We start from the raw sequence: 19,144 nt of genomic DNA on the forward strand, positions 1-19,144 counted from the left end.
TTAGTTTCAGGAATTGTTGCGATGGAAATCAAACTGCACGCCAATGCGACCACGACGCCGCGCATCCGCCGCTATCTTCAACAGTCGGATAAGAGCGACAGAGAGCTGGCCGTCGAGCTGGGCATTTCAGTCACTACCGTCAGACGCTGGCGTAATCGAGACCAGGTGTCGGATAACCATACGACGCCGAAAGTGATACACAAAGCGATGAGACAAGAGCAGATTGCGCTGGTGAATGCCCTGCGTGATATCCTGGGGGCACCGCTGGATGAACTGCTGTTGATGGTCAACGACGTACTCGGAATCGCCGTATCCCGCGCTACCCTGAACCGCTATCTCAAACCGGCCGCAGCAAAGCAAAAAGGGGCCCCCTTGCAGGGAAAAAAGGCGCTGAAAGCGGGCATCAGGCCACATATGCTGGAACTTCATCATTTGCCGTTGTCGCTGCATATGGACGACGGTGGAGAGCAACATCTGCTGTGGGCGCGAGAGCCGGTGAGCGGCTGGTGCTATGCCAGGCTTTATGCGGGACTGTCGCCTCAACGACTGAATACCTGGACGCAGGAGGTGCTGGCGGCATGTCCGGCTGCTATACAATCTATTGAGACTTTTGGTTTTGAGGCGATGCTGGCTGTTAACGACATTACGGTGAAGGCACATCAACGTACCTGCAGTGCACTTCAGGTGATGGTGCCCTTACGCGATATTATTCCGCGAGTGAATGTTGAACCGCCGGGTGTGTTATTGATGACCTTGTGCGAGTTTTACAACCGGGGTAAGGCGCAGAAAAAGCTGGGGGAAAGTACGCCGCAGGCCTTTCTGGAAGGGCTGCGGCGCGAGGTTTAAAGAATGTCGAGCACCTCTTCCGGTGGGCGTCCAATGCGCGCCTTGCCGTTTGCCACCACAATCGGGCGTTCAATCAGCTTCGGATTATCAACCATCGCCTGCACGAGCTCAGCTTCAGTGAGACGCGTGTCGTCCAGGTTAAGTGACTTATACAGATCCTCTTTCTGGCGCATCAACTCCCGTGCACTGCCCATGCCCAGCATATGCAGGAGCTGGCGGATCGTCTGCGCGTCAGGCGGTGTCTCCAGATACAGCACCACCTCAGGCTCTACGCCGTTGGATTTCAGCAGGCTGAGGGTGTCGCGGCTCTTGGAGCAGCGAGGGTTATGGTAGATTTTTACCGCGTCAGTCATATTTTCTTCCTTTTTTACATCTTTTCGTACGGCTTGAAGCGCTGCTGTAGTGCGCGCAGCTGATCGATACGCGCATCGTAACGGGCCTGTTGCAGGCTGCCTAGTTTGACCTGCGAACTGGCGCTGCTGAGCATCGAAATGGCCTGATCCAGACGCCCTACCAGGGCAAAACCTTCGGCGCGTGCCGCCAGCTCCTGATCGCGGTTACCCAGCTGGGCTTCTGCCTGTGCGAGCAGATCCCAGCCGTTTTGATCGTCTTTATTGTCGAAGGTGTAGCGGTTCAGAATGGTGGCCGCTTCACCCGGCTGGCCGCCCTGCAGATAAGCGTTTGCCAGGTTAAGCTGCAGCACCGGGTTGGTCCGCTCCTCTTTGGCACCTTTCAGGCGGTTAATCGCATCGGCAGGTCTCTTCTGCCCCAGATCGATATCGGTCGACAGATCGAGATACCACGGGTTATTCGGGTCGGCGGCCAGCAGCGGTTGCAGGGCTTTGCGCGCCTCGTCGTATTTGCTGGCTTCCATCGCCTGCAGCGCACGGCCGTATTGCGCCGCGTTCTTCTCGCGCACGTTGCCTTTTGCCAGGGCATCCAGCAGGTCGCTGGTGAGCTGGTTACGCCCGGAATTGTACATGCCCAGCGTTCTCACTTTCGCCATGTAGAAATCCTGTGAGGATTGCACCACCACCGGACGCATCTGATTAGCACGGTTACGCGCATCCGACAGACGGCTTTCCGGTAACGGGTGTGTGAGCAGGATTTCGGGTGGACGTGACGAGTAGCGTGCCTGATCGAGCAGTTTTTCCAGGAAGCTTGGCATGGCCTGCGGGTCAAAGCCCGAGCGCTGCAGTACCTGGATGCCAATGCGGTCCGCTTCCTGTTCGTTTTGCTGGGTAAAACTGATCATCCCCTGGCGCGTGCCTGCCAGCGTGCCGGTTAATGCAGCCATCCCGGCCTGCGGGCTGGCCATCGCCAGCAGAATAGAGCCCAGCGCCCCCACCCAGGTCAGGGGCGCGTTGCGTTTCTGGTCTTCCATCGCACGGGCCAGATGGCGCTGGGTCACGTGGGAAATTTCGTGCGCCATCACTGACGCCAGCTGGCTTTCGTTATCGGAGTAACGGAATAACGCCGAATGCAGCACCACGTTACCGCCAAAGAAGGCGAAGGCGTTGATTTCGTCGTTATTGATTAAATAGAAGTGGAAGGGGGTTTTTACCGAGTTGGCGTGCGAGACCAGGCGCATCCCGAGACCATTAATGTACTGCACCAGCAATGGGTCATTGATCAGCGGAGCACTGCCGCGCAGCTGGCGAACGTAGTAATCACCCATCTGCATCTCCTGACCAATGGAGAGCGTGCTTCCTGCTGTGGTGCCCATGTCCGGCAATGAATCGGACGAGTCAGCGAAAGCTGGCAACACCTGACCGACCGTTACGGCGGCAATCAGTGTCGCGACCACTGTTTTTTTCAACTGCCTGAACATAACCACTGTCCTGTATTTTGGATGTGCTAATTTGACCGATGAACCCGCATATCGTTCATCTCCACTGCCCTGCGAGTGTAGCCGTGTTACGGCATGAAGAAAATCCCATTCATCAGGCTTTTGCGGATTGTGACAGGGATACAAAAAGCGAAAGTCTTTTTTGTGACAGTTCGATACAATTCACATTCTGACTCCCGTCATTCGATTCAGGGAAGGGTTGTATGCTCGAAATGTTAATGCAGTGGTACCGGCGTCGGTTTAGCGACCCGGAGGCCATTGCTTTGCTGGTTATTCTGGTTGCCGGATTCGGTATTCTGTTCTTCTTCAGTGGCCTTCTGGCGCCACTGCTGGTAGCGATTGTGCTGGCCTATTTGCTGGAATGGCCAACCGCGCGACTGGAAAATATCGGCTGCTCCCGACGCTGGGCGACCAGCATTGTGCTGGTGCTGTTTGTCGGCATTCTGCTGTTGATGGCTTTTGTGGTCATGCCCGTCGCCTGGCAACAGGGGATCTACCTGATCCGCGATATGCCCGGTATGCTGAACAAGCTTTCTGATTTCGCTGCCACGCTGCCGCGTCGTTATCCTGCGTTAATGGATGCCGGGATCATCGATGCGATGGCTGAAAATATGCGCGCCCGCATCATGACCATGGGCGACTCGGTGGTCAAATACTCGCTGGCGTCACTGGTTGGGCTGCTCACACTCGCCGTCTACCTGGTGCTGGTGCCATTGATGGTGTTCTTCCTGGTGAAGGACAAAGATCAGATGCTCAACGCCGTGCGGCGTATTCTGCCGCGTAATCGCGGGCTGGCCGGGCAGGTGTGGGAAGAGATGAACCAGCAGATCACCAACTACATTCGCGGCAAGGTGCTGGAGATGATTGTGGTTGGGGTCGCGACGTGGATTGGCTTCCTGATCTTCGGGCTGAATTATTCACTGCTGCTGGCGGTGCTGGTGGGGTTATCGGTCCTTATTCCGTATATTGGCGCGTTTGTGGTCACCATCCCGGTGGTGGGCGTCGCGCTGTTCCAGTTTGGCCTGGGCACCGAGTTCTGGAGCTGCTTCGCCGTGTACCTGATTATTCAGGCGCTGGATGGCAACCTGCTGGTGCCGGTGCTGTTCTCAGAAGCGGTAAATCTGCATCCGCTGGTCATTATTCTGTCGGTGGTGATTTTCGGCGGGCTGTGGGGATTCTGGGGCGTGTTCTTTGCCATTCCGCTGGCGACGCTGATTAAAGCTGTCGTCCACGCGTGGCCGGATGTGCCGGCGGTGGAAGAGAAGTAGTTTTTGTGCGGCCTGATGCTCTCACCCCGGCCCTCTCCCACGGGGAGAGGGGGAGACACTAAAAACGGCAACCAGGTTGCCGTTTTGCATTTATCTTGTAGGTCGGGTAAGGCGAAGCCGCCACCCGACACTCACTTTCAGGCACTTTGTTTCAGCCAGTTCAACACCACGTCGTGGTGGTTGCTGGTTTTGAAGTCGTCAAAGACATGTTCCACTTTACCGTCAGCGTCAATCAGGAAACTGATGCGGTGAATGCCGTCATAGGTTTTGCCCATAAACGTCTTCTCGCCCCAGACGCCGAACTGCTCACAGACCTGATGATCTTCGTCGGAAAGCAGCGTGAAGTTCAGCAGCTCTTTTTCAGCAAATCGTGACAGCTTTTCTGGCTTATCGGTGCTGATACCCAGCACTTCTACGCCGGCTTTTTTCAACTCGTCCATGTTGTCGCGTAAGCCGCAGGCCTGTACGGTGCAGCCCGGGGTCATGGCTTTCGGGTAGAAATAGACCAGAACACGCTGTCCCTGGAAGTCGGTCAAATTTACTTGCTCACCATCCTGATCCGGTAAGCTAAATTTCGGTGCGATGTCACCGGCTTTCAGTGGGTTCATTACTCAACTCCATCCTGTTCATGCTGCGAATAATTTACGACGCTTATACTGCCTTGCGCGTGTAATTCTGTACAGAGGGCTTTGAACGCTTGCTCGATATTTGACGCATCCTGTGATGCAGGACTGTGGGCGGTGATTTGAATAAAGAGGGTAGGAACGGCACTCTCATCAGCCGGTTGTGTGCGGGAAACCAGCTCGGCAATGTTCATCTGATGGCTGTCAAACAGCGCGGTAAAACGCTCGATCAGATGAGGGGAATCAGGAACTTCAACCTGTACCCAGACGGTGGCAGGCATGGCCGGACGCGGACGCGCGTTGGTGCGTTTCATCACGATCAGTAAATCCAGCTCCGCGCCTTTCAGCGGCAGGGTGGATTCGATAAGCGTGATGGCGTTCCATGTCCCGGACAGCAGCATAATAAACGTGAACTCTTCGCCCAGCATCGCCAGACGGCTGTCCTCGATATTACAGCCGCAGCTGCTCACGTGGCGGGTAATGGTGTTCACGATACCCGGCCTGTCAGCACCCAGCGCAGTGATAACCAGGTAATGTTGTGATGAGGTTGTCAAACCTGTTCTTCCTTTGCTTGGTTAAGTCTTCCTAAGGAAAGCATAAAAAAAACATGCATACAACCGCCTGAGGGCCTCAGGTCGCTTGCTTTTATTACAGTTCCAAACGTACCATTGAGGCTCTTGTTCGCACAGAGGATGGCTCATGTTCACGGGAAGTATTGTCGCGCTTGTAACACCGATGGATGAAAAAGGTAATGTCTGCCGGTCAAGCATGAAGAAGCTGATTGATTACCATGTCGCCAATGGAACCTCGGCGATCGTTTCGGTAGGGACTACCGGTGAATCTGCAACGCTGAGCCACGAAGAGCACGGCGATGTGGTGATGTTGACCCTCGAACTGGCTGACGGACGTATTCCGGTCATCGCGGGAACAGGCGCGAATGCAACCGCGGAAGCGATCAGCCTGACCCAACGTTTTAACGACAGCGGCGTTGTTGGCTGTCTGACGGTCACCCCTTATTATAACCGTCCTACTCAGGAAGGTTTGTTCCAGCATTTCAAAGCCATCGCTGAACATACTGACTTGCCACAAATTCTGTATAATGTGCCGTCCCGTACTGGCTGCGATATGCTGCCGGAAACCGTTGGTCGTCTCTCGAAAGTAAAAAATATTATCGGGATTAAAGAGGCGACAGGGAACTTAAGCCGCGTTCATCAGATCAAAGAGCTGGTTTCAGACGACTTTATCCTGTTGAGCGGTGACGATGCGACCGCGCTGGACTTTATGCAGCTCGGTGGTCATGGCGTGATCTCCGTAACGTCGAACGTTGCGGCCCGCGATATGGCGGAAATGTGCAAGCTGGCGGCGGCAGGTCACTTTGATGAAGCCCGTCTCATTAATAAACGTCTGATGCCGTTGCACAATAAATTATTTGTCGAACCCAATCCGATCCCGGTGAAATGGGCATGTAAGGAGTTGGGACTTGTAGCAACCGATACGCTGCGTCTGCCAATGACACCGATTACCGACCACGGTCGTGAAATCGTCACTGCAGCGCTGAAGCATGCCGGTTTGCTGTAAAGTTTAGGGAGATTTGATGGCTTATTCAGTACAGAAGTCGCGCCTGGCGAAGGTTGCGAGTGTTTCGCTTGTTATGCTGCTCGCTGCCTGTAGTTCAGACTCGCGCTACAAGCGCCAGGTGAGCGGTGATGAATCCTATCTGGATGCGACCCCGCTTGCTGAACTTCATGCACCGGCTGGCATGATCCTGCCGATTCAGAACGGCGATTATAATATCCCCGTGACCAACGGCAGCGGCCCGGTGGGCAAAGCGCTTGATATTCGTCCGCCAGCACAGCCTCTGGCGCTGGTGAGCGGGGCGCGTACCCAGTTTACCGGTGATACCGCGTCTCTGATGGTGGAAAGCGCACGTGGCAGCACGCTGTGGCCACAGGTGGTGAGCGTTATTCAGTCGAAGAACTACACGATTGATAAACGCGATGACGCCAGCCAGACGTTAACCACCGACTGGATCGAGTGGAACCGTCTGGATGAAGACCAGCAGTACCGTGGTCGTTATCAAGTCTCCGTTAAACCGCAGGGCTATCAGCAGGCGGTTACCGTTAAGCTGTTGAACCTGGAGCAGGCGGGTAAACCGGTTGCGGATGCCGCCGCCATGCAGCGTTACAGCACTGAAATGCTGAACGTGATTGCTGCGGGCCTGGATAAAAACGCCACCGACGCCGCTAACGCCTCACAGAGCCGTAACGGTGTGACGTTTGATGTCCAGAGCGGCGCGGATGATACCGGCCTGCCGATGCTGGTTGTTCGTGCACCGTTTAACCAGACCTGGCAGCGTCTGCCAGCGACGCTGGAAAAAGTGGGCATGAAAGTGACCGACAGCACGCGTTCAACCGGTAGCATGACGGCAACCTATAAGCCGCTGTCCGACAGCGCATGGCAGGAGCTGGGCGCACGCGATCCACAGCTTGCTTCCGGCGACTACAAGATTCAGATAGGCGACCTCGATAACCGCAGTAGCCTGCAGTTTATCGATCCGAAAGGTCACACGCTGACCCAGTCGCAGAACGATGCGCTGGTCGCGGTCTTCCAGGCTGCATTCAGCAAATAAATACGAGGGCTGGTAAATCCAGCCCTTTTTATTTTCGTGCTACGCAAACGTGTGCGTGGCATAATATCCCCAGTTTTGAACACAAATCATCACACCAGGAGTAATCAAGATGCAGAAGCAAGCTGAGTTGTATCGTGGCAAAGCGAAGACCGTATACAGCACGGAAAACCCGGATCTGTTGGTGCTCGAGTTCCGCAATGATACGTCAGCAGGGGATGGCGCACGCATTGAGCAGTTCGATCGTAAAGGCATGGTGAACAACAAGTTCAACCACTTCATTATGACCAAACTGGCCGAAGCGGGTATCCCGACTCAGATGGAAGCGTTGCTGTCCGATACGGAATGTCTGGTGAAAAAACTGGATATGGTTCCGGTTGAGTGCGTCATTCGTAACCGTGCCGCGGGCTCCCTGGTGAAGCGTCTGGGCATTGAGGAAGGTATCGAGCTGAATCCACCGCTGTTCGATCTGTTCCTGAAAAACGACGCCATGCACGATCCGATGGTCAATGACTCCTACTGCGAAACCTTCGGCTGGGTGAATAAAGAGAACCTGGCGCGCATGAAAGAGCTGACCTACAAAGCCAACGATGTGCTGAAAAAACTGTTTGATGATGCTGGCCTGATCCTCGTCGACTTCAAGCTGGAGTTTGGTCTGTTCAAAGGCGAAGTGGTACTGGGCGACGAGTTCTCACCGGACGGCAGCCGTCTGTGGGACAAAGAAACGCTGGATAAAATGGATAAAGACCGTTTCCGTCAGAGCCTGGGTGGCCTGATTGAAGCGTACGAAGCCGTTGCTCACCGTTTAGGCGTTAAGCTCGACTAACTCCCTCATCGCCAAAGGATGTTCATATCCTTTGGCGTCTTACCTTTGTTTCCTATGGTAATCTTGCCGTTAACCGCCTACGATCATAGCTATTATTAATGGAATAGTTCGAGGTAGTTATGCGCTGGCAAGGGCGTCGTGAAAGTGACAATGTAGAAGACAGACGTGGTGATAGCGGTGGCGGCCCTTCCATGGGTGGCCCCGGCTTCCGTTTACCCAGCGGAAAAGGCGGAATCATTCTGCTGATTGTGGTGCTGGTTGCGGGTTATTACGGAGTCGATCTCACCGGGTTAATGACCGGTCAGCCGCTGCAGCAACAGCAGCAATCTCAGCGCTCCATCAACCCAAATGAAGATGAAGCGGCCAAATTTACCTCCGTTATTCTCGCGACCACTGAAGACACGTGGAGCCAGCAGTTTGAGAAAATGGGGCGCAGCTACCAGCCGCCGAAGCTGGTGATGTACCGTGGTGCGACCCGCACCGGCTGCGGCACCGGACAGTCGGTGATGGGGCCGTTCTACTGCCCGGCAGACAGCACCGTCTATATCGATCTCTCTTTTTATGATGACATGAAACGCAAACTCGGTGCCGACGGTGATTTTGCTCAGGGCTACGTGATTGCGCATGAAGTGGGGCATCACGTGCAAAAATTGCTGGGCATTGAACCTAAGGTTCGCCAGCTTCAGCAAAACGCCTCGCAGGCGGAGGTCAATCGCCTTTCCGTGCGCATGGAGCTGCAGGCGGACTGCTTCGCGGGCGTCTGGGGTAACAGCATGCAGAAGCAGGGCGTGCTGGAGTCTGGCGACCTGGAAGAGGCGTTAAATGCCGCTGAGGCCATCGGTGACGACCGTCTCCAGCAGCAGAGCCAGGGCCGTGTGGTGCCGGACAGCTTCACTCACGGGACGTCAGAACAACGTTACACCTGGTTTAAACGCGGTTTTGACAGCGGTGACCCGGCGCAGTGCAACACCTTCGGTAAAGCCATGTAATGGTGGCGTTTGACCAACTGATTAGCCAGCTTGAGCGCACCGGCCAGCGTCGGCTGGTGGTGCTCAGCGGTGATGCGCCGTGGTCCCTGGCGCAGGCCGGGGCACTGCGTGATACGCTTTCCGGGGATTGGGTGTGGCTGGATGAAAACCCTTCCCGGGAGACAGGCGGGCTGCTGGGGCGCGAGTTCCGGCACGCTGTTTTTGATGCCCGCGCCGGGTTTGATGTCTCAGCCTTTGCCGCCCTGAGCGGAACGCTGCGTGCCGGGAGCCTGCTGGTGCTGTTGGCTCCCCCGCTTGCGGTGTGGGCAGACACGCCCGACCGCGATTCCCTGCGCTGGAGCGACAGCGCAGAACCCATTCCCACGCCGAATTTCATTCGCCACTTTTGCCAGATGATTACCCGCGACGCCGATGCAATCGTCTGGCAGCAAAACCAGCCGTTAACCCTTCCTCCGTTTCCTGATGCCCCTGACTGGCAACCCGCTAACGGCGCGCCCCAGCGCGAGCAGGAGGAGATCCTGCAGGCACTTCGTGCAATGCCGAAAGGCGTTGCGGCTGTTACCGCCCCGCGCGGGCGGGGAAAGTCGGCGCTTGCCGGCATGCTGCTGAACAGCATTGAGGGCAGAGCAGTTGTCACCGCACCGGCAAAGGGGGCAACGGAGGTCATCGCACGGTTTGCGGGTGAACATTTTCACTTTATGGCACCGGATGCGCTGCTGGCCTCCTCACACCATGCCGACTGGCTGATTGTCGATGAGGCGGCGGCCATACCCGGCCCTGTGCTGGAGAAGCTGGTTGCGCGCTTTCCACGGGCACTGTTAACCACGACGGTACAAGGGTATGAAGGAACCGGAAGAGGGTTTTTGCTTAAATTCTGCGCGCAGTTCAGCGCCCTGCAGCGTTATACCTTATCCACCCCCGTTCGCTGGGCTGTGGGATGTCCGCTTGAGCGGGTAGTCGCCAGCGCACTGCTGTTTGACGACACGCTCATCGACCAGCAGCCGAAAGGAGAGGTGCAACTGACCTCTCTGGCCCCCGATGCATGGGAGCACACGCCTGCACTCGCCGCGAGTGTCTACGAGCTGCTTTGTGCGGCCCATTACCGTACCTCGCCGCTGGATCTGCGCCGTATGATGGACGCCCCCGGTCAGCACGTTGCCGTCGCGCAAACGGATCCGGTCATCGCGGGCGCGTTGTGGCTGGTAGACGAAGGCGGGTTAAGCCCGGCGCTAAGTCGCGCAGTATGGGCGGGTTTTCGCCGTCCGCGCGGTAACCTTGTCGCGCAGTCTCTGGCCGCGCATGGCGGCACGCCTCTGGCAGCAACGCTGAAAGGTCGACGGGTCACGCGCATCGCTGTTCACCCTCACCGGCAACGGGAAGGGATCGGCCGGGCGCTTATCCGCGAGGCCTGCGGGGAGGATTATCTCTCGGTAAGTTTTGGCTTTACCGACGCGCTGTGGCATTTCTGGCAGCGGTGCGGCTTTGTGCTGGTACGGATGGGCAGCCACCGCGAAGCCAGCAGCGGCTGCTATACCGCAATGGCGTTATTGCCGCAAAGTGAGGCGGGGCATCGTCTGTGTGAACAGGCCCGGCTGCGCCTGCATCGCGATGCGCGTGTCTTATCATTGTGGAATGGCGAAAAGATCCCGGTGGCAGATGAGTGGGAAGCTACCCTTAATAGTGACGACTGGCTGGAGCTGGCAGGCTTTGCCTTTGCACACCGGCCCTTTGCTACGTCCGTTGCCGCGTTGACGCGTTTGCTGCTCGCCGTGGATCTGCCGCTTCCGGCCCTGCGCGGTAAAATTGAGGCGCGAAGAGAGGACGCCGCGCTCAGTGCTGAGCTGTCGCTCACCGGGCGAAAAGCGGTGCTGGCAAGATTACGCGCTGAAACGGCGCAGGCCCTTGAATGTCTTGATAATGCACGCAGCCAGCAGCTCAAAAGCGACATATTGCAATGGCAATTTTTTCAATGACTTCTTCAGTAAAGTGGCATGGTCATTCCCCCCGCAAGGCGTAGAATCCAGGTCATCAATTAAGGAGACCGCCATGAAACACGATCATTTTGTTGTTCAAAGCCCCGACAAACCGGCTAAACAGTTACTGCTGCTGTTTCATGGCGTTGGCGATAACGCCGTCAATATGGGAGAGATAGGTCGCTGGTTTGCACCTGTTTTTCCTGAGGCGCTGATTGTCAGTATCGGCGGCGTGGAGCCGTGTGGCCCTGACGGACGGCAGTGGTTCTCCGTTCAGGGCGTGACGGAAGAGAACCGTCAGGCGCGCATTGATGCCATTATGCCGGTCTTTATCGAAACCGTGCGTTACTGGCAGCAGCAGAGCGGCGTTGGTGCCGACGCGACCGCGCTGATTGGCTTTTCACAGGGGTCAATCATGTCGCTGGAGAGCGTGAAAGCAGAGCCGGGTCTGGCTTCGCGCGTGATTGCCTTTAACGGCCGTTTCGCGACGCTGCCGACGAGCGCAACCACGCAGACGACGATCCACTTGATCCACGGTGGCGAAGACCGGGTGATTGAGCTTTCGCACGCCGTAGCGGCACAGGAAGCCCTGATCCGGGAAGGCGGGGATGTGACGCTGGATATTGTTGACGATCTTGGCCACGCGATTGACGATCGCAGCATGCAGTTTGCGCTTGACCATCTGCGTTATACCGTACCGAAGCACTACTTTGATGAAGCGCTCAGCGGGGGTAAGCCGGACGATGATGATATTGTTGAATTTTTATGAGTGAAACATTCCCTCTCCCCAACGGGGAGAGGGAGTGCGAATTACTTCTTCTGGTCTTTCTTCGGCCAGTCGTCGTCGTCATCCCACTTGTCGTTAAAATCACGATGAGGCGGAAGATCCGGCTTGTTGGCGAGGAATTTTTTATGGTCAACGCGCTTAAGATCTTTAATCACGTTAAGCAATACGCCTACCAGAAACACTAACACCAGAATCCACCAGTACTTTGCAAGCCAATCCATTCGCTATTCCTCTCAGAGCGCTCGTCAGGCGACGATTTGCTCCATAATACGTTGATACATACGGGCCAGCAGTTGCAAATCTGCGGCATTGACGCACTCATTGATTTTATGAATGGTCGCGTTCACTGGTCCCAGTTCGACAACCTGAGCTCCCATGCGGGCGATAAAGCGTCCGTCTGAGGTGCCACCCGTCGTCAGCAGTTGTGGCTTAATTTCATTATAGTGCTCGATGGCGTTCACCACCGCATCCACCAGTTTACCGCGCTGCGTCAGGAACGGCTGGCCGGAAAGCCACCAGTCCACGGTGTAACGCAGCTGATATTTTTCCAGCAGGGCGATAACGCGCGCTTTGATCATCTCATCGGTCAGTTCCGTGCTGAAACGGAAGTTAAACTGAACGAAGAAATCCCCCGGGATCACGTTGTTGCTGCCGGTTCCGGCCTTCACGTTCGCAATCTGCATGCTGGTTGGCGGGAAGAACTCATTGCCTTTGTCCCACTCAATGCTCACCAGTTCACTCAGCATTGGCGCTGCGCGGTGAACAGGGTTATCGGCCAGATGCGGGTACGCCACGTGTCCCTGTACGCCATGAAGGGTCAGGTTACAGGTTAACGAGCCGCGGCGGCCATTTTTCACCACATCGCCCACCACCTCGGTACTGGACGGCTCGCCGACCAGACAGTAGTCCAGACGCTCGTTGCGGGCCATCAGGGCCTCAACCACCTTGACGGTGCCGTTATGGGCGCTGGCTTCTTCATCAGAGGTAATGAGAAACGCGAGACGGTTTTTATGGTTTGGGTGCTGGGCGACAAAGCGCTCTGCCGCCACAACCATTGCCGCCAGGGAGCCTTTCATGTCTGCGGCGCCGCGGCCAAAAAGCATGCCATCGCGGATGGTGGGTTCAAACGGAGGGTTGATCCAGCGGTCCGCATCCCCTGCGGGAACCACGTCGGTATGCCCGGCAAAGGCCAGCGTTTCGCCCTGGCCACGCCACGCCCAGAAATTCTGGGTGTCGCCAAAATCCATACGCTCCACAGTAAAACCGATGGCACGCAGGCGCTCAATCATTAATGCCTGACAACCTGCGTCGTCCGGGCTAAGGGAAGGACGGCGAATAAGCTGCTGAGTCAGCTCAATGACCGGGCATGACATAAACTACACCTCAACGAAAAAAGTCGGAATAAAGGGTTTCACTGAAACCCAGCAGCATAGGCTGCCCGGGCGCGCAGAGCAATGGGCGTTTGATGATTGCTGGCATTTCAAGCATCAGATTTGCTGCGCTGTTGGCATCCTTGATGCTGGCGCGCAGGGATTCGTCCAGCTTGCGCCAGGTCGTGCCGCGGGTGTTCAGCAGCGCTTCCCACCCCAGTTCGTTAATGGCGGTATGCAGAAATTCTGCATCAAGCCCATCGGCACGGTAATCGTGGAAGCGGTACTCGACATTGTTAGCTTCAAGCCAGCGGCGGGCTTTTTTGATCGTGTCACAATTTTTAATGCCGTACATGACAACCATGTTGAATCCTTTTGTTCTTATGACCATTAAATGTTCAGTAAATTCGAAGATATATCCTTAAGCGGAATATAACACATTCAGAAACGCTCTGGATTAACACCTCTTGTTAATTCAACTCACACCTGTACGCTGAATATTCTTTCATCATTTAAGCATAGATGTCCATCAGGTATAAATGCCTGTAAACTCAGCGGGTAAAATAAAACTCACCCGTGGGTAGGGTTATTTCAAAATATTGCTGGCCGTCACACAAAATTTAAGGTTCTCCGTTCATATTTATCATAAATCCAGCGCGCAGACGGGGTACAATCACAGCAATCGGTTAAATTGTCTTCACAATGATGATACGTTTTCGTAGAATGCGCATAATAATAAGAGAGGTTGTTATGATTGAACGTGAACTGGGGAACTGGAAAGATTTTATCGAAGGCATGCTTCGTAAATGACATTCAGTAAGAATTGCAAGAGCACTTAAATAAGTAAAATAACCATAGTGTGAATTAATCGCACAGTAAAAAGGCGGCCTACTGAGCCGCCTTTTTTATTTTCACTATCTTATTCAGGCCGTTCCTTGAGCGGGAAGCGGCGACGCACCAGCACGAAGAACAGCGGCACAAAATAAATGGCCAGGATCGTGGCTGAAATCATTCCTCCCATGACGCCTGTACCTACCGCATGCTGGCTGCTGGAGCCTGCACCTGAGCTGGTTGCCATCGGTAACACCCCGAAGACAAAAGCCAGCGAGGTCATCAGGATCGGACGCAAGCGCTGACGGCAGGCATGCAGCGTGGAAGCCATCAGCTCATGGCCTTTGGCATTCATCTCGTTGGCAAACTCAACAATCAGGATGGCGTTTTTCGCCGACAACCCAATCACGGTGAGCAGCCCCACCTGGAAGTAAACGTCGTTCTCCAGACCGCGCATCCAGGTGGCGAGCAGCGCGCCGATCACGCCAAGCGGCACCACCAGCATGACCGAGAACGGGACTGACCAGCTTTCATACAGCGCCGCGAGACAGAGGAAGACCACCAGTAGCGACAGCGCGTAAAGTGCGGGAGCCTGCGCCCCGGAGAGCCGCTCCTGATAAGACATGGCCGTCCACTGCAGACCAAAGCCAGCGGGCAGCTGTTGCACCAGCTTTTCCATGGTGTCCATCGCCGTACCGGTACTGACGCCCGGCGCGGCTTCACCGACGATCTCAACGGCGGAATAGCCGTTATAGCGCTCCAGACGCGGAGAACCGCTCTCCCAGTGCGAGGAGGCGAAGGCGGAGAACGGCACCATGCCGCCCGCATTGTTGCGGACATACCAGCGGTTAATATCGTCTGGCAGCATGCGGTATGGCGCGGCGGATTGCACATACACTTTTTTAACGCGACCGCGATCCATAAAGTCATTCACATAGCTTGAACCCCACGCCGTTTGCAGGGTGTCGTTGATGTCGTCGATGGAAACGCCCAGCGCCTGCGCCTTACGCTGATCAATATCCACCTGCAGTTGCGGGCTGTCATCCAGACCATTGTGACGAACGCGGGTCAGCCCCGGATCTTTACCGGCCAGCTCTAACAGCTTGTCGCGTGCCGCCATCAGCGCAGCGTGGCCCGCACCGGCATGGTCCTGCAACTCCATGTCAAACCCGGCAGAACTGCCGAGACCGCTGATGGCCGGTGGGCTGCTGGCAAAAACGCGAGCCTCTTTGATACGGGAGAAGGCTTTGGTCGCGCGTTCGATAATGGCAAACGAGGTACCCGTTTTCGTATCGCGCGCGTCCCAGTCTTTCAGGCGCACAAACATACGCGCAACGTTCTGCCCGTTCCCGCCCGGGCCGGAGCCGACGGTGGAGAAGACCGACACCACGTTATCTTTCTCTTTGGTGAAGAAGTACTGCTCCACCTTCTGAACTACCTTCAGCGTTTGCTGCTGCGTTGACCCGCTCGGGAGCTGCACTGAAGTGATGAACATCCCCCGGTCTTCCTGCGGCAGGAAAGAGGTAGGCAGATGCAGGAACAGCCACACCATACCGCCCAGCAGCACAACGTAAATCATCATCCAGCGCAGGCTGCGGTGCAGCACTTTGCCGACGGCGGATTCATAACGCGCGGCATTGCGGTTGAACATGCGGTTAAACCAGCCAAAGAAGCCTTTCTGACCGTGCTGTTCCCCTTTGTGCAGCGGTTTGAGGAGGGTGGCGCAGAGGGCTGGCGTGAGGATCAGGGCCACCAGCACCGACAACACCATTGCGGAGACGATGGTGATTGAGAACTGACGATAAATGGCACCGGTTGTGCCGCCAAAAAACGCCATCGGGATAAAGACCGCCGAGAGCACCATCGCGATGCCAACTAACGCCCCCTGAATTTGTCCCATCGATTTACGCGTGGCCTGACGCGGGGAAAGCCCTTCCTCGCTCATGATGCGCTCGACGTTTTCGACCACCACGATGGCATCGTCCACCAGCAGGCCAATCGCCAGCACCATCGCAAACATCGTCAGGGTGTTGATGCTGTAACCAAACGCGTAAAGCACGGCGAAGGTACCCAGCAGCACCACCGGAACGGCAATGGTCGGGATCAGCGTTGCGCGGAAGTTTTGCAGGAACAGGTACATGACCAGGAAGACCAGCGCGATCGCTTCCAGCAGCGTTTTCACCACATCTTCAATAGAGGCTTTAACGAAGGAGGTGGTTTCGTAGGCGACTTTGTATTCCAGCCCGTGGGGAAAATAGTGCGACAGCTCATCCAGACGATCCAGCACCAGCTGCGCGGTGGCCATTTCATTGGCACCCGAGGCCAGTTTAACCCCCAGACCGGAGGCCGGATTACCGTTAAAGCGGCTGAGATAATCATATTTCTCAGCCCCCATTTCCACCGTGGCAACGTCGCCCAGGCGGACCTCTGAGCCATCCTGATTGACCCTCAGGGTAATGTTGCGAAACTGCTCCGGGGTCTGAAGCAACGACTGTGAGTTAATGGTGGCATTCAACGCTTGCTTATCGACGGAAGGCGTTCCCCCCAGTTGCCCCACGGCAATCTGGGCATTCTGGGATTTAATGGCATCCGTCACGTCGGTGGCCGTCATCTGGAAGCTGTTCAGCTTGTTCGGATCAAGCCAGATACGCATGGAATACTGAGAGCCGTAAGCGTCGATATCACCGACGCCGTTAATACGGCTGAGGGGATCCTGAATATTACTGGCGACGTAGTCGGCAATGTCCTGCTTATCCATGGAGCCGTCGGTGGAGACAAACGCAATAGTCAGGATGTTGGTATCACCGGTTTTACGCACGGTAACCCCCTGATTCTGCACCGCCTGAGGCAGTTTACGCATCGCCGACTGCAGCTGGTTTTGCACCTGTTGCACGGCTTCGTCCGGGTCCGTACCGGCGGTAAAGCTCAGGGTGACGGTCGCCTGGCCGGTGGCGCTACTCTGCGAGGACATGTACATCAGGTTATCCAGACCCGTCATGTTCTGCTCGATAACCTGCGTGACGGTATTTTCCAGCGTTTGTGCTGAAGCACCGGGGTAGTTTGCCGTAACGCGCACGTTTGGCGGTGCCAGGTCGGGATATTGCTCAACAGGAAGTGAAGTAATGGCCAGGACACCTGTCAGACACAACAGAATGGCAAGTACCCAGGCAAAAATGGGGCGATCGATAAAAAAATTCGCCATGAAAAAGAGACCTCGTTTTGCTGCACGTCATTATTGTTTATTGCCCGCATCACTTTAGCGGCAAGACGAAGACCAAACGTGGAGAAATAAAGGAGATAGTGTAAATTATCATGCGCTTTTCTCTGCGCCTCTCCTTTTACCGTAATTTACCTGTCGGTACCGCCTGTCGGGAAGGTCACGCTCACCAGCGTCCCGCCGTTTTGTGGCCGGGAAAAGTGCAGCGTTCCACCGAGTCGCTCCGCGCGTTCGCGCATAATATTGAGCCCGTAATGTCCTGGCGGCTCGCTGGCCTCGCCAATCCCGATACCGTTATCGCGGATGCTGACGCTGTGGGTGCCGTCAGCAGACGTCACGCAACTGACGGTGATTTCGCTGGCCTGAGCGTGTTTAATTGCATTCAACACCGCTTCACGCACGATTTGCAGTAAATGCACCTGTTTCTGGGCGTCCAGCGCCAGCGAGGAGAGACGGCAGTCGAGGTGCAGCTTCGCCTGCGTCTGGCTCTGTAACCCGTCCAGTGACTCCTGTAGGGCTGCGGGCAGGTTGGCGTGGTTAAGCGTCAGGCGGAAGGTGGTAAGCAGCTCGCGCAGCTGATGCCAGGCGTTGTTAAGCTCGCGGGAAAAGTCGGTGATGATGGTCTGCGCCGGGGCATTTTCCTGCGGGATGGCGCGTTTAAGCAGCGCCAGCTGGATCCGTAAATAGGACAGCACCTGCGCCAGCGAATCATGCAGCTCGCGGGCGATCGTCGCGCGCTCTTCCATCAGCAGCAGCTGCTGGTAGTGCTTTTGCGCCTGGTTGAAGTAAAGCCCGCGCCCGAGCATCGTCGCCACGCTTTTCATCAGCGGCAGGGGAACGTTGCCCGTCTCGCTTTGCCAGCGCAATTCACCGTACAGGGTATCCTGCATCAGCACGGGTAGCGTTTGCAGGGGGATTTCATTCGACTCTGTACCTTCGCTGAGCCGCCAGTCGTCGATGGTGCGCAACTCCAGGTAGTTCATCTGCGTGTACTCATGCACTATCTGCAAAATATGCCGGAAACAGTGGCTATCTATCTGGCCGGTATTCAGTGCCTGAGAACATTTAAACAGCATCTCCAGCTGCTGGTGCGCCTCATTCAAATGCCGCGTCTTTTCCGCCACGGAGTGTTCAAGCGAGCGATAAAGCGTGTGCAATTCCCCCGACATATGATTGAACGCCCGGGATAACTGACCCAGCTCGTTCGGCAGCGCGGTATCCGGTGCAGGCGTATCGAATTGCCCCCGCTCAATGCGCTCGCTGGCCGCCACCAGATTATTCAGCGGTAACACCACCTGGCGACGAATGCGTCGCAGGGTGAAGATCGTCAGTAACAGAATGCCTGTCCCGCCCGCCAGGGAGATGAGGATCACCGCGCGGATTTTATGTTCGGTGTAGTGCTGAAGGGCGAGCACAAAGGCGTCAATCCGGCCGACAAAGTCTTCAATGTGGGCCTGATACCACCCGATATCGCCGCGAGCGATGCGGTTATCCATCTCCTGCCACGCCAGATGCAGCTGCTGATAGCGCGCTTTAACATCGTCCGGCACGTACCAGCGGTTCAGCTTTTGTAGCGCAGGGGCGCCCAGCGTCTGCTGCCAGTTTTCGCGGTGCGCCGCAAGAGCGTCGCTGTTGCGCTGCATCTCATAACCCAGACGATAGCTCTGCATACGCAGTGAACCGGCAATATTGATGGCTTCTGCGTCGCGCTGGCTGCTGGCGAGCGTCAACAGCGCAACGGTGCTGGTCAGAACGGACAGCACAATAATGGAAATGAAAGCCCGGGCCAGGCTTCCGGAAACGGGTCGTTTAACGGTCACAGAACAGCTTCCTGAAAAAAATTGATCTGCCACAGGTTCACTGGAGATAGTTCGGCTTCCTGGGCATTTGTACATTGCCTGATAGCGCCGCCGTGGGTAAATACACTATTCCTATAAAG

18 protein-coding genes are annotated in these 19,144 nt (G+C 55.9%); 9 read left to right on the forward strand and 9 right to left on the reverse strand.

All coding sequences use genetic code 11. The annotated features are described in order from the left end of the window. Positions 1-21 precede the first annotated feature (21 nt). Positions 22-846 carry a hypothetical protein gene (locus tag NQ842_RS07325; RefSeq protein ID WP_063411868.1) on the forward strand — a complete coding sequence of 275 codons (825 nt, stop codon included), beginning with the start codon at positions 22-24 and terminating at the stop codon, positions 844-846. Here the strand turns inward: NQ842_RS07325 and arsC are convergent. Both arsC and bepA read right to left on the reverse strand, forming a co-directional pair. Then, positions 843-1,199 (reverse strand): arsenate reductase (glutaredoxin), encoded by a 357-nt coding sequence (gene arsC, locus NQ842_RS07330; protein WP_046888231.1) that lies wholly within the window; start codon positions 1,197-1,199, stop codon positions 843-845. The genes NQ842_RS07325 and arsC overlap by 4 nt on opposite strands. Positions 1,200-1,213: 14 nt before the next feature. Then, positions 1,214-2,677 (reverse strand): beta-barrel assembly-enhancing protease, encoded by a 1,464-nt coding sequence (gene bepA / locus NQ842_RS07335; protein ID WP_257256683.1) that lies wholly within the window; start codon positions 2,675-2,677, stop codon positions 1,214-1,216. Between the two features lie 221 nt (positions 2,678-2,898). On the opposite strand from bepA, the gene NQ842_RS07340 reads away from it, so the two are divergent. Beyond that, the gene (locus NQ842_RS07340; protein WP_046888233.1) at positions 2,899-3,963 is read left to right on the forward strand and encodes an AI-2E family transporter; all 1,065 of its coding nucleotides are present in this window, start codon (positions 2,899-2,901) and stop codon (positions 3,961-3,963) included. A gap of 137 nt (positions 3,964-4,100) precedes the next feature. Here the strand turns inward: NQ842_RS07340 and bcp are convergent, their stop codons facing one another. Continuing rightward, positions 4,101-4,571: a thioredoxin-dependent thiol peroxidase gene (bcp, locus tag NQ842_RS07345; RefSeq protein ID WP_013098229.1), complete on the reverse strand. Its 471-nt coding sequence runs from the start codon at positions 4,569-4,571 to the stop codon at positions 4,101-4,103. Further along, positions 4,571-5,140 carry a glycine cleavage system transcriptional repressor gene (locus NQ842_RS07350; RefSeq protein WP_013098228.1) on the reverse strand — a complete coding sequence of 190 codons (570 nt, stop codon included), beginning with the start codon at positions 5,138-5,140 and terminating at the stop codon, positions 4,571-4,573. Before NQ842_RS07350 ends, bcp begins: the two co-directional genes overlap by 1 nt. 145 nt (positions 5,141-5,285) lie before the next feature. Between NQ842_RS07350 and dapA the strand changes: the two genes are divergently transcribed. From dapA to ypfH, 6 genes are all read left to right on the forward strand, one after another. Next, a complete protein-coding gene (gene dapA / locus NQ842_RS07355) occupies positions 5,286-6,164 on the forward strand; it encodes a 4-hydroxy-tetrahydrodipicolinate synthase (protein WP_013098227.1) in 879 nt (292 codons plus the stop codon). Between the two features lie 16 nt (positions 6,165-6,180). Next, on the forward strand, positions 6,181-7,215 hold the full coding sequence (bamC, locus tag NQ842_RS07360) for an outer membrane protein assembly factor BamC (protein WP_257256684.1): 1,035 nt from the start codon (positions 6,181-6,183) through the stop codon (positions 7,213-7,215). A 109-nt stretch (positions 7,216-7,324) separates the two neighbouring features. Further along, complete coding sequence (gene purC / locus NQ842_RS07365) at positions 7,325-8,038, forward strand: phosphoribosylaminoimidazolesuccinocarboxamide synthase (protein ID WP_008501631.1); 714 nt, start codon at positions 7,325-7,327, stop codon at positions 8,036-8,038. 119 nt (positions 8,039-8,157) lie between these two features. Continuing rightward, entirely contained in the window at positions 8,158-9,027 is an 870-nt protein-coding gene (locus NQ842_RS07370; RefSeq protein WP_014832856.1) for a neutral zinc metallopeptidase, read from the forward strand. Continuing rightward, complete coding sequence (locus NQ842_RS07375; RefSeq protein WP_257256685.1) at positions 9,027-11,000, forward strand: tRNA(Met) cytidine acetyltransferase TmcA; 1,974 nt, start codon at positions 9,027-9,029, stop codon at positions 10,998-11,000. Before NQ842_RS07370 ends, NQ842_RS07375 begins: the two co-directional genes overlap by 1 nt. 73 nt (positions 11,001-11,073) lie before the next feature. Beyond that, positions 11,074-11,769: an esterase gene (gene ypfH / locus NQ842_RS07380; protein WP_014832854.1), complete on the forward strand. Its 696-nt coding sequence runs from the start codon at positions 11,074-11,076 to the stop codon at positions 11,767-11,769. 41 nt (positions 11,770-11,810) lie between these two features. On the opposite strand, the gene NQ842_RS07385 is transcribed toward ypfH, so the two are convergent. From NQ842_RS07385 to NQ842_RS07395, 3 genes are read right to left on the reverse strand one after another with little or no spacing between them, the layout of a single operon-like run. Beyond that, entirely contained in the window at positions 11,811-12,008 is a 198-nt protein-coding gene (locus NQ842_RS07385) for a YpfN family protein (RefSeq protein ID WP_013098222.1), read from the reverse strand. Positions 12,009-12,032: 24 nt separating this feature from the next. After that, on the reverse strand, positions 12,033-13,160 hold the full coding sequence (gene dapE, locus NQ842_RS07390) for a succinyl-diaminopimelate desuccinylase (RefSeq protein WP_046888235.1): 1,128 nt from the start codon (positions 13,158-13,160) through the stop codon (positions 12,033-12,035). Positions 13,161-13,170: 10 nt separating this feature from the next. After that, on the reverse strand, positions 13,171-13,521 hold the full coding sequence (locus NQ842_RS07395) for an ArsC family reductase (protein WP_013098220.1): 351 nt from the start codon (positions 13,519-13,521) through the stop codon (positions 13,171-13,173). A gap of 386 nt (positions 13,522-13,907) precedes the next feature. Between NQ842_RS07395 and ypfM the strand changes: the two genes are divergently transcribed. Continuing rightward, positions 13,908-13,967 (forward strand): protein YpfM, encoded by a 60-nt coding sequence (gene ypfM / locus NQ842_RS07400; protein ID WP_015572204.1) that lies wholly within the window; start codon positions 13,908-13,910, stop codon positions 13,965-13,967. A 109-nt stretch (positions 13,968-14,076) separates the two neighbouring features. On the opposite strand, the gene acrD is transcribed toward ypfM, so the two are convergent. Beyond that, entirely contained in the window at positions 14,077-17,190 is a 3,114-nt protein-coding gene (gene acrD, locus NQ842_RS07405) for a multidrug efflux RND transporter permease AcrD (RefSeq protein WP_063424878.1), read from the reverse strand. A gap of 146 nt (positions 17,191-17,336) precedes the next feature. Further along, positions 17,337-19,025 carry a nitrate/nitrite two-component system sensor histidine kinase NarQ gene (gene narQ, locus NQ842_RS07410; protein ID WP_257256686.1) on the reverse strand — a complete coding sequence of 563 codons (1,689 nt, stop codon included), beginning with the start codon at positions 19,023-19,025 and terminating at the stop codon, positions 17,337-17,339. Between the last annotated feature and the right edge of the window lie 119 nt (positions 19,026-19,144).

It is taken from the genome of Enterobacter cloacae complex sp. R_G8 (genome assembly GCF_024599795.1).
Lineage (GTDB): Bacteria > Pseudomonadota > Gammaproteobacteria > Enterobacterales > Enterobacteriaceae > Enterobacter > Enterobacter dissolvens.

Coding starts and splice junctions, on each gene's coding strand:
- NQ842_RS07395 (WP_013098220.1), bottom strand. CDS start 13,521: ATGGTTGTCATGTACGGCATTAAAAATTGTGACACGATCAAAAAAGCC.
- bcp (WP_013098229.1), bottom strand. CDS start 4,571: ATGAACCCACTGAAAGCCGGTGACATCGCACCGAAATTTAGCTTACCG.
- NQ842_RS07375 (WP_257256685.1), top strand. CDS start 9,027: ATGGTGGCGTTTGACCAACTGATTAGCCAGCTTGAGCGCACCGGCCAG.
- bepA (WP_257256683.1), bottom strand. CDS start 2,677: ATGTTCAGGCAGTTGAAAAAAACAGTGGTCGCGACACTGATTGCCGCC.
- purC (WP_008501631.1), top strand. CDS start 7,325: ATGCAGAAGCAAGCTGAGTTGTATCGTGGCAAAGCGAAGACCGTATAC.
- arsC (WP_046888231.1), bottom strand. CDS start 1,199: ATGACTGACGCGGTAAAAATCTACCATAACCCTCGCTGCTCCAAGAGC.
- NQ842_RS07340 (WP_046888233.1), top strand. CDS start 2,899: ATGCTCGAAATGTTAATGCAGTGGTACCGGCGTCGGTTTAGCGACCCG.
- dapE (WP_046888235.1), bottom strand. CDS start 13,160: ATGTCATGCCCGGTCATTGAGCTGACTCAGCAGCTTATTCGCCGTCCT.
- NQ842_RS07325 (WP_063411868.1), top strand. CDS start 22: ATGGAAATCAAACTGCACGCCAATGCGACCACGACGCCGCGCATCCGC.
- NQ842_RS07370 (WP_014832856.1), top strand. CDS start 8,158: ATGCGCTGGCAAGGGCGTCGTGAAAGTGACAATGTAGAAGACAGACGT.
- ypfH (WP_014832854.1), top strand. CDS start 11,074: ATGAAACACGATCATTTTGTTGTTCAAAGCCCCGACAAACCGGCTAAA.
- dapA (WP_013098227.1), top strand. CDS start 5,286: ATGTTCACGGGAAGTATTGTCGCGCTTGTAACACCGATGGATGAAAAA.
- acrD (WP_063424878.1), bottom strand. CDS start 17,190: ATGGCGAATTTTTTTATCGATCGCCCCATTTTTGCCTGGGTACTTGCC.
- NQ842_RS07385 (WP_013098222.1), bottom strand. CDS start 12,008: ATGGATTGGCTTGCAAAGTACTGGTGGATTCTGGTGTTAGTGTTTCTG.
- bamC (WP_257256684.1), top strand. CDS start 6,181: ATGGCTTATTCAGTACAGAAGTCGCGCCTGGCGAAGGTTGCGAGTGTT.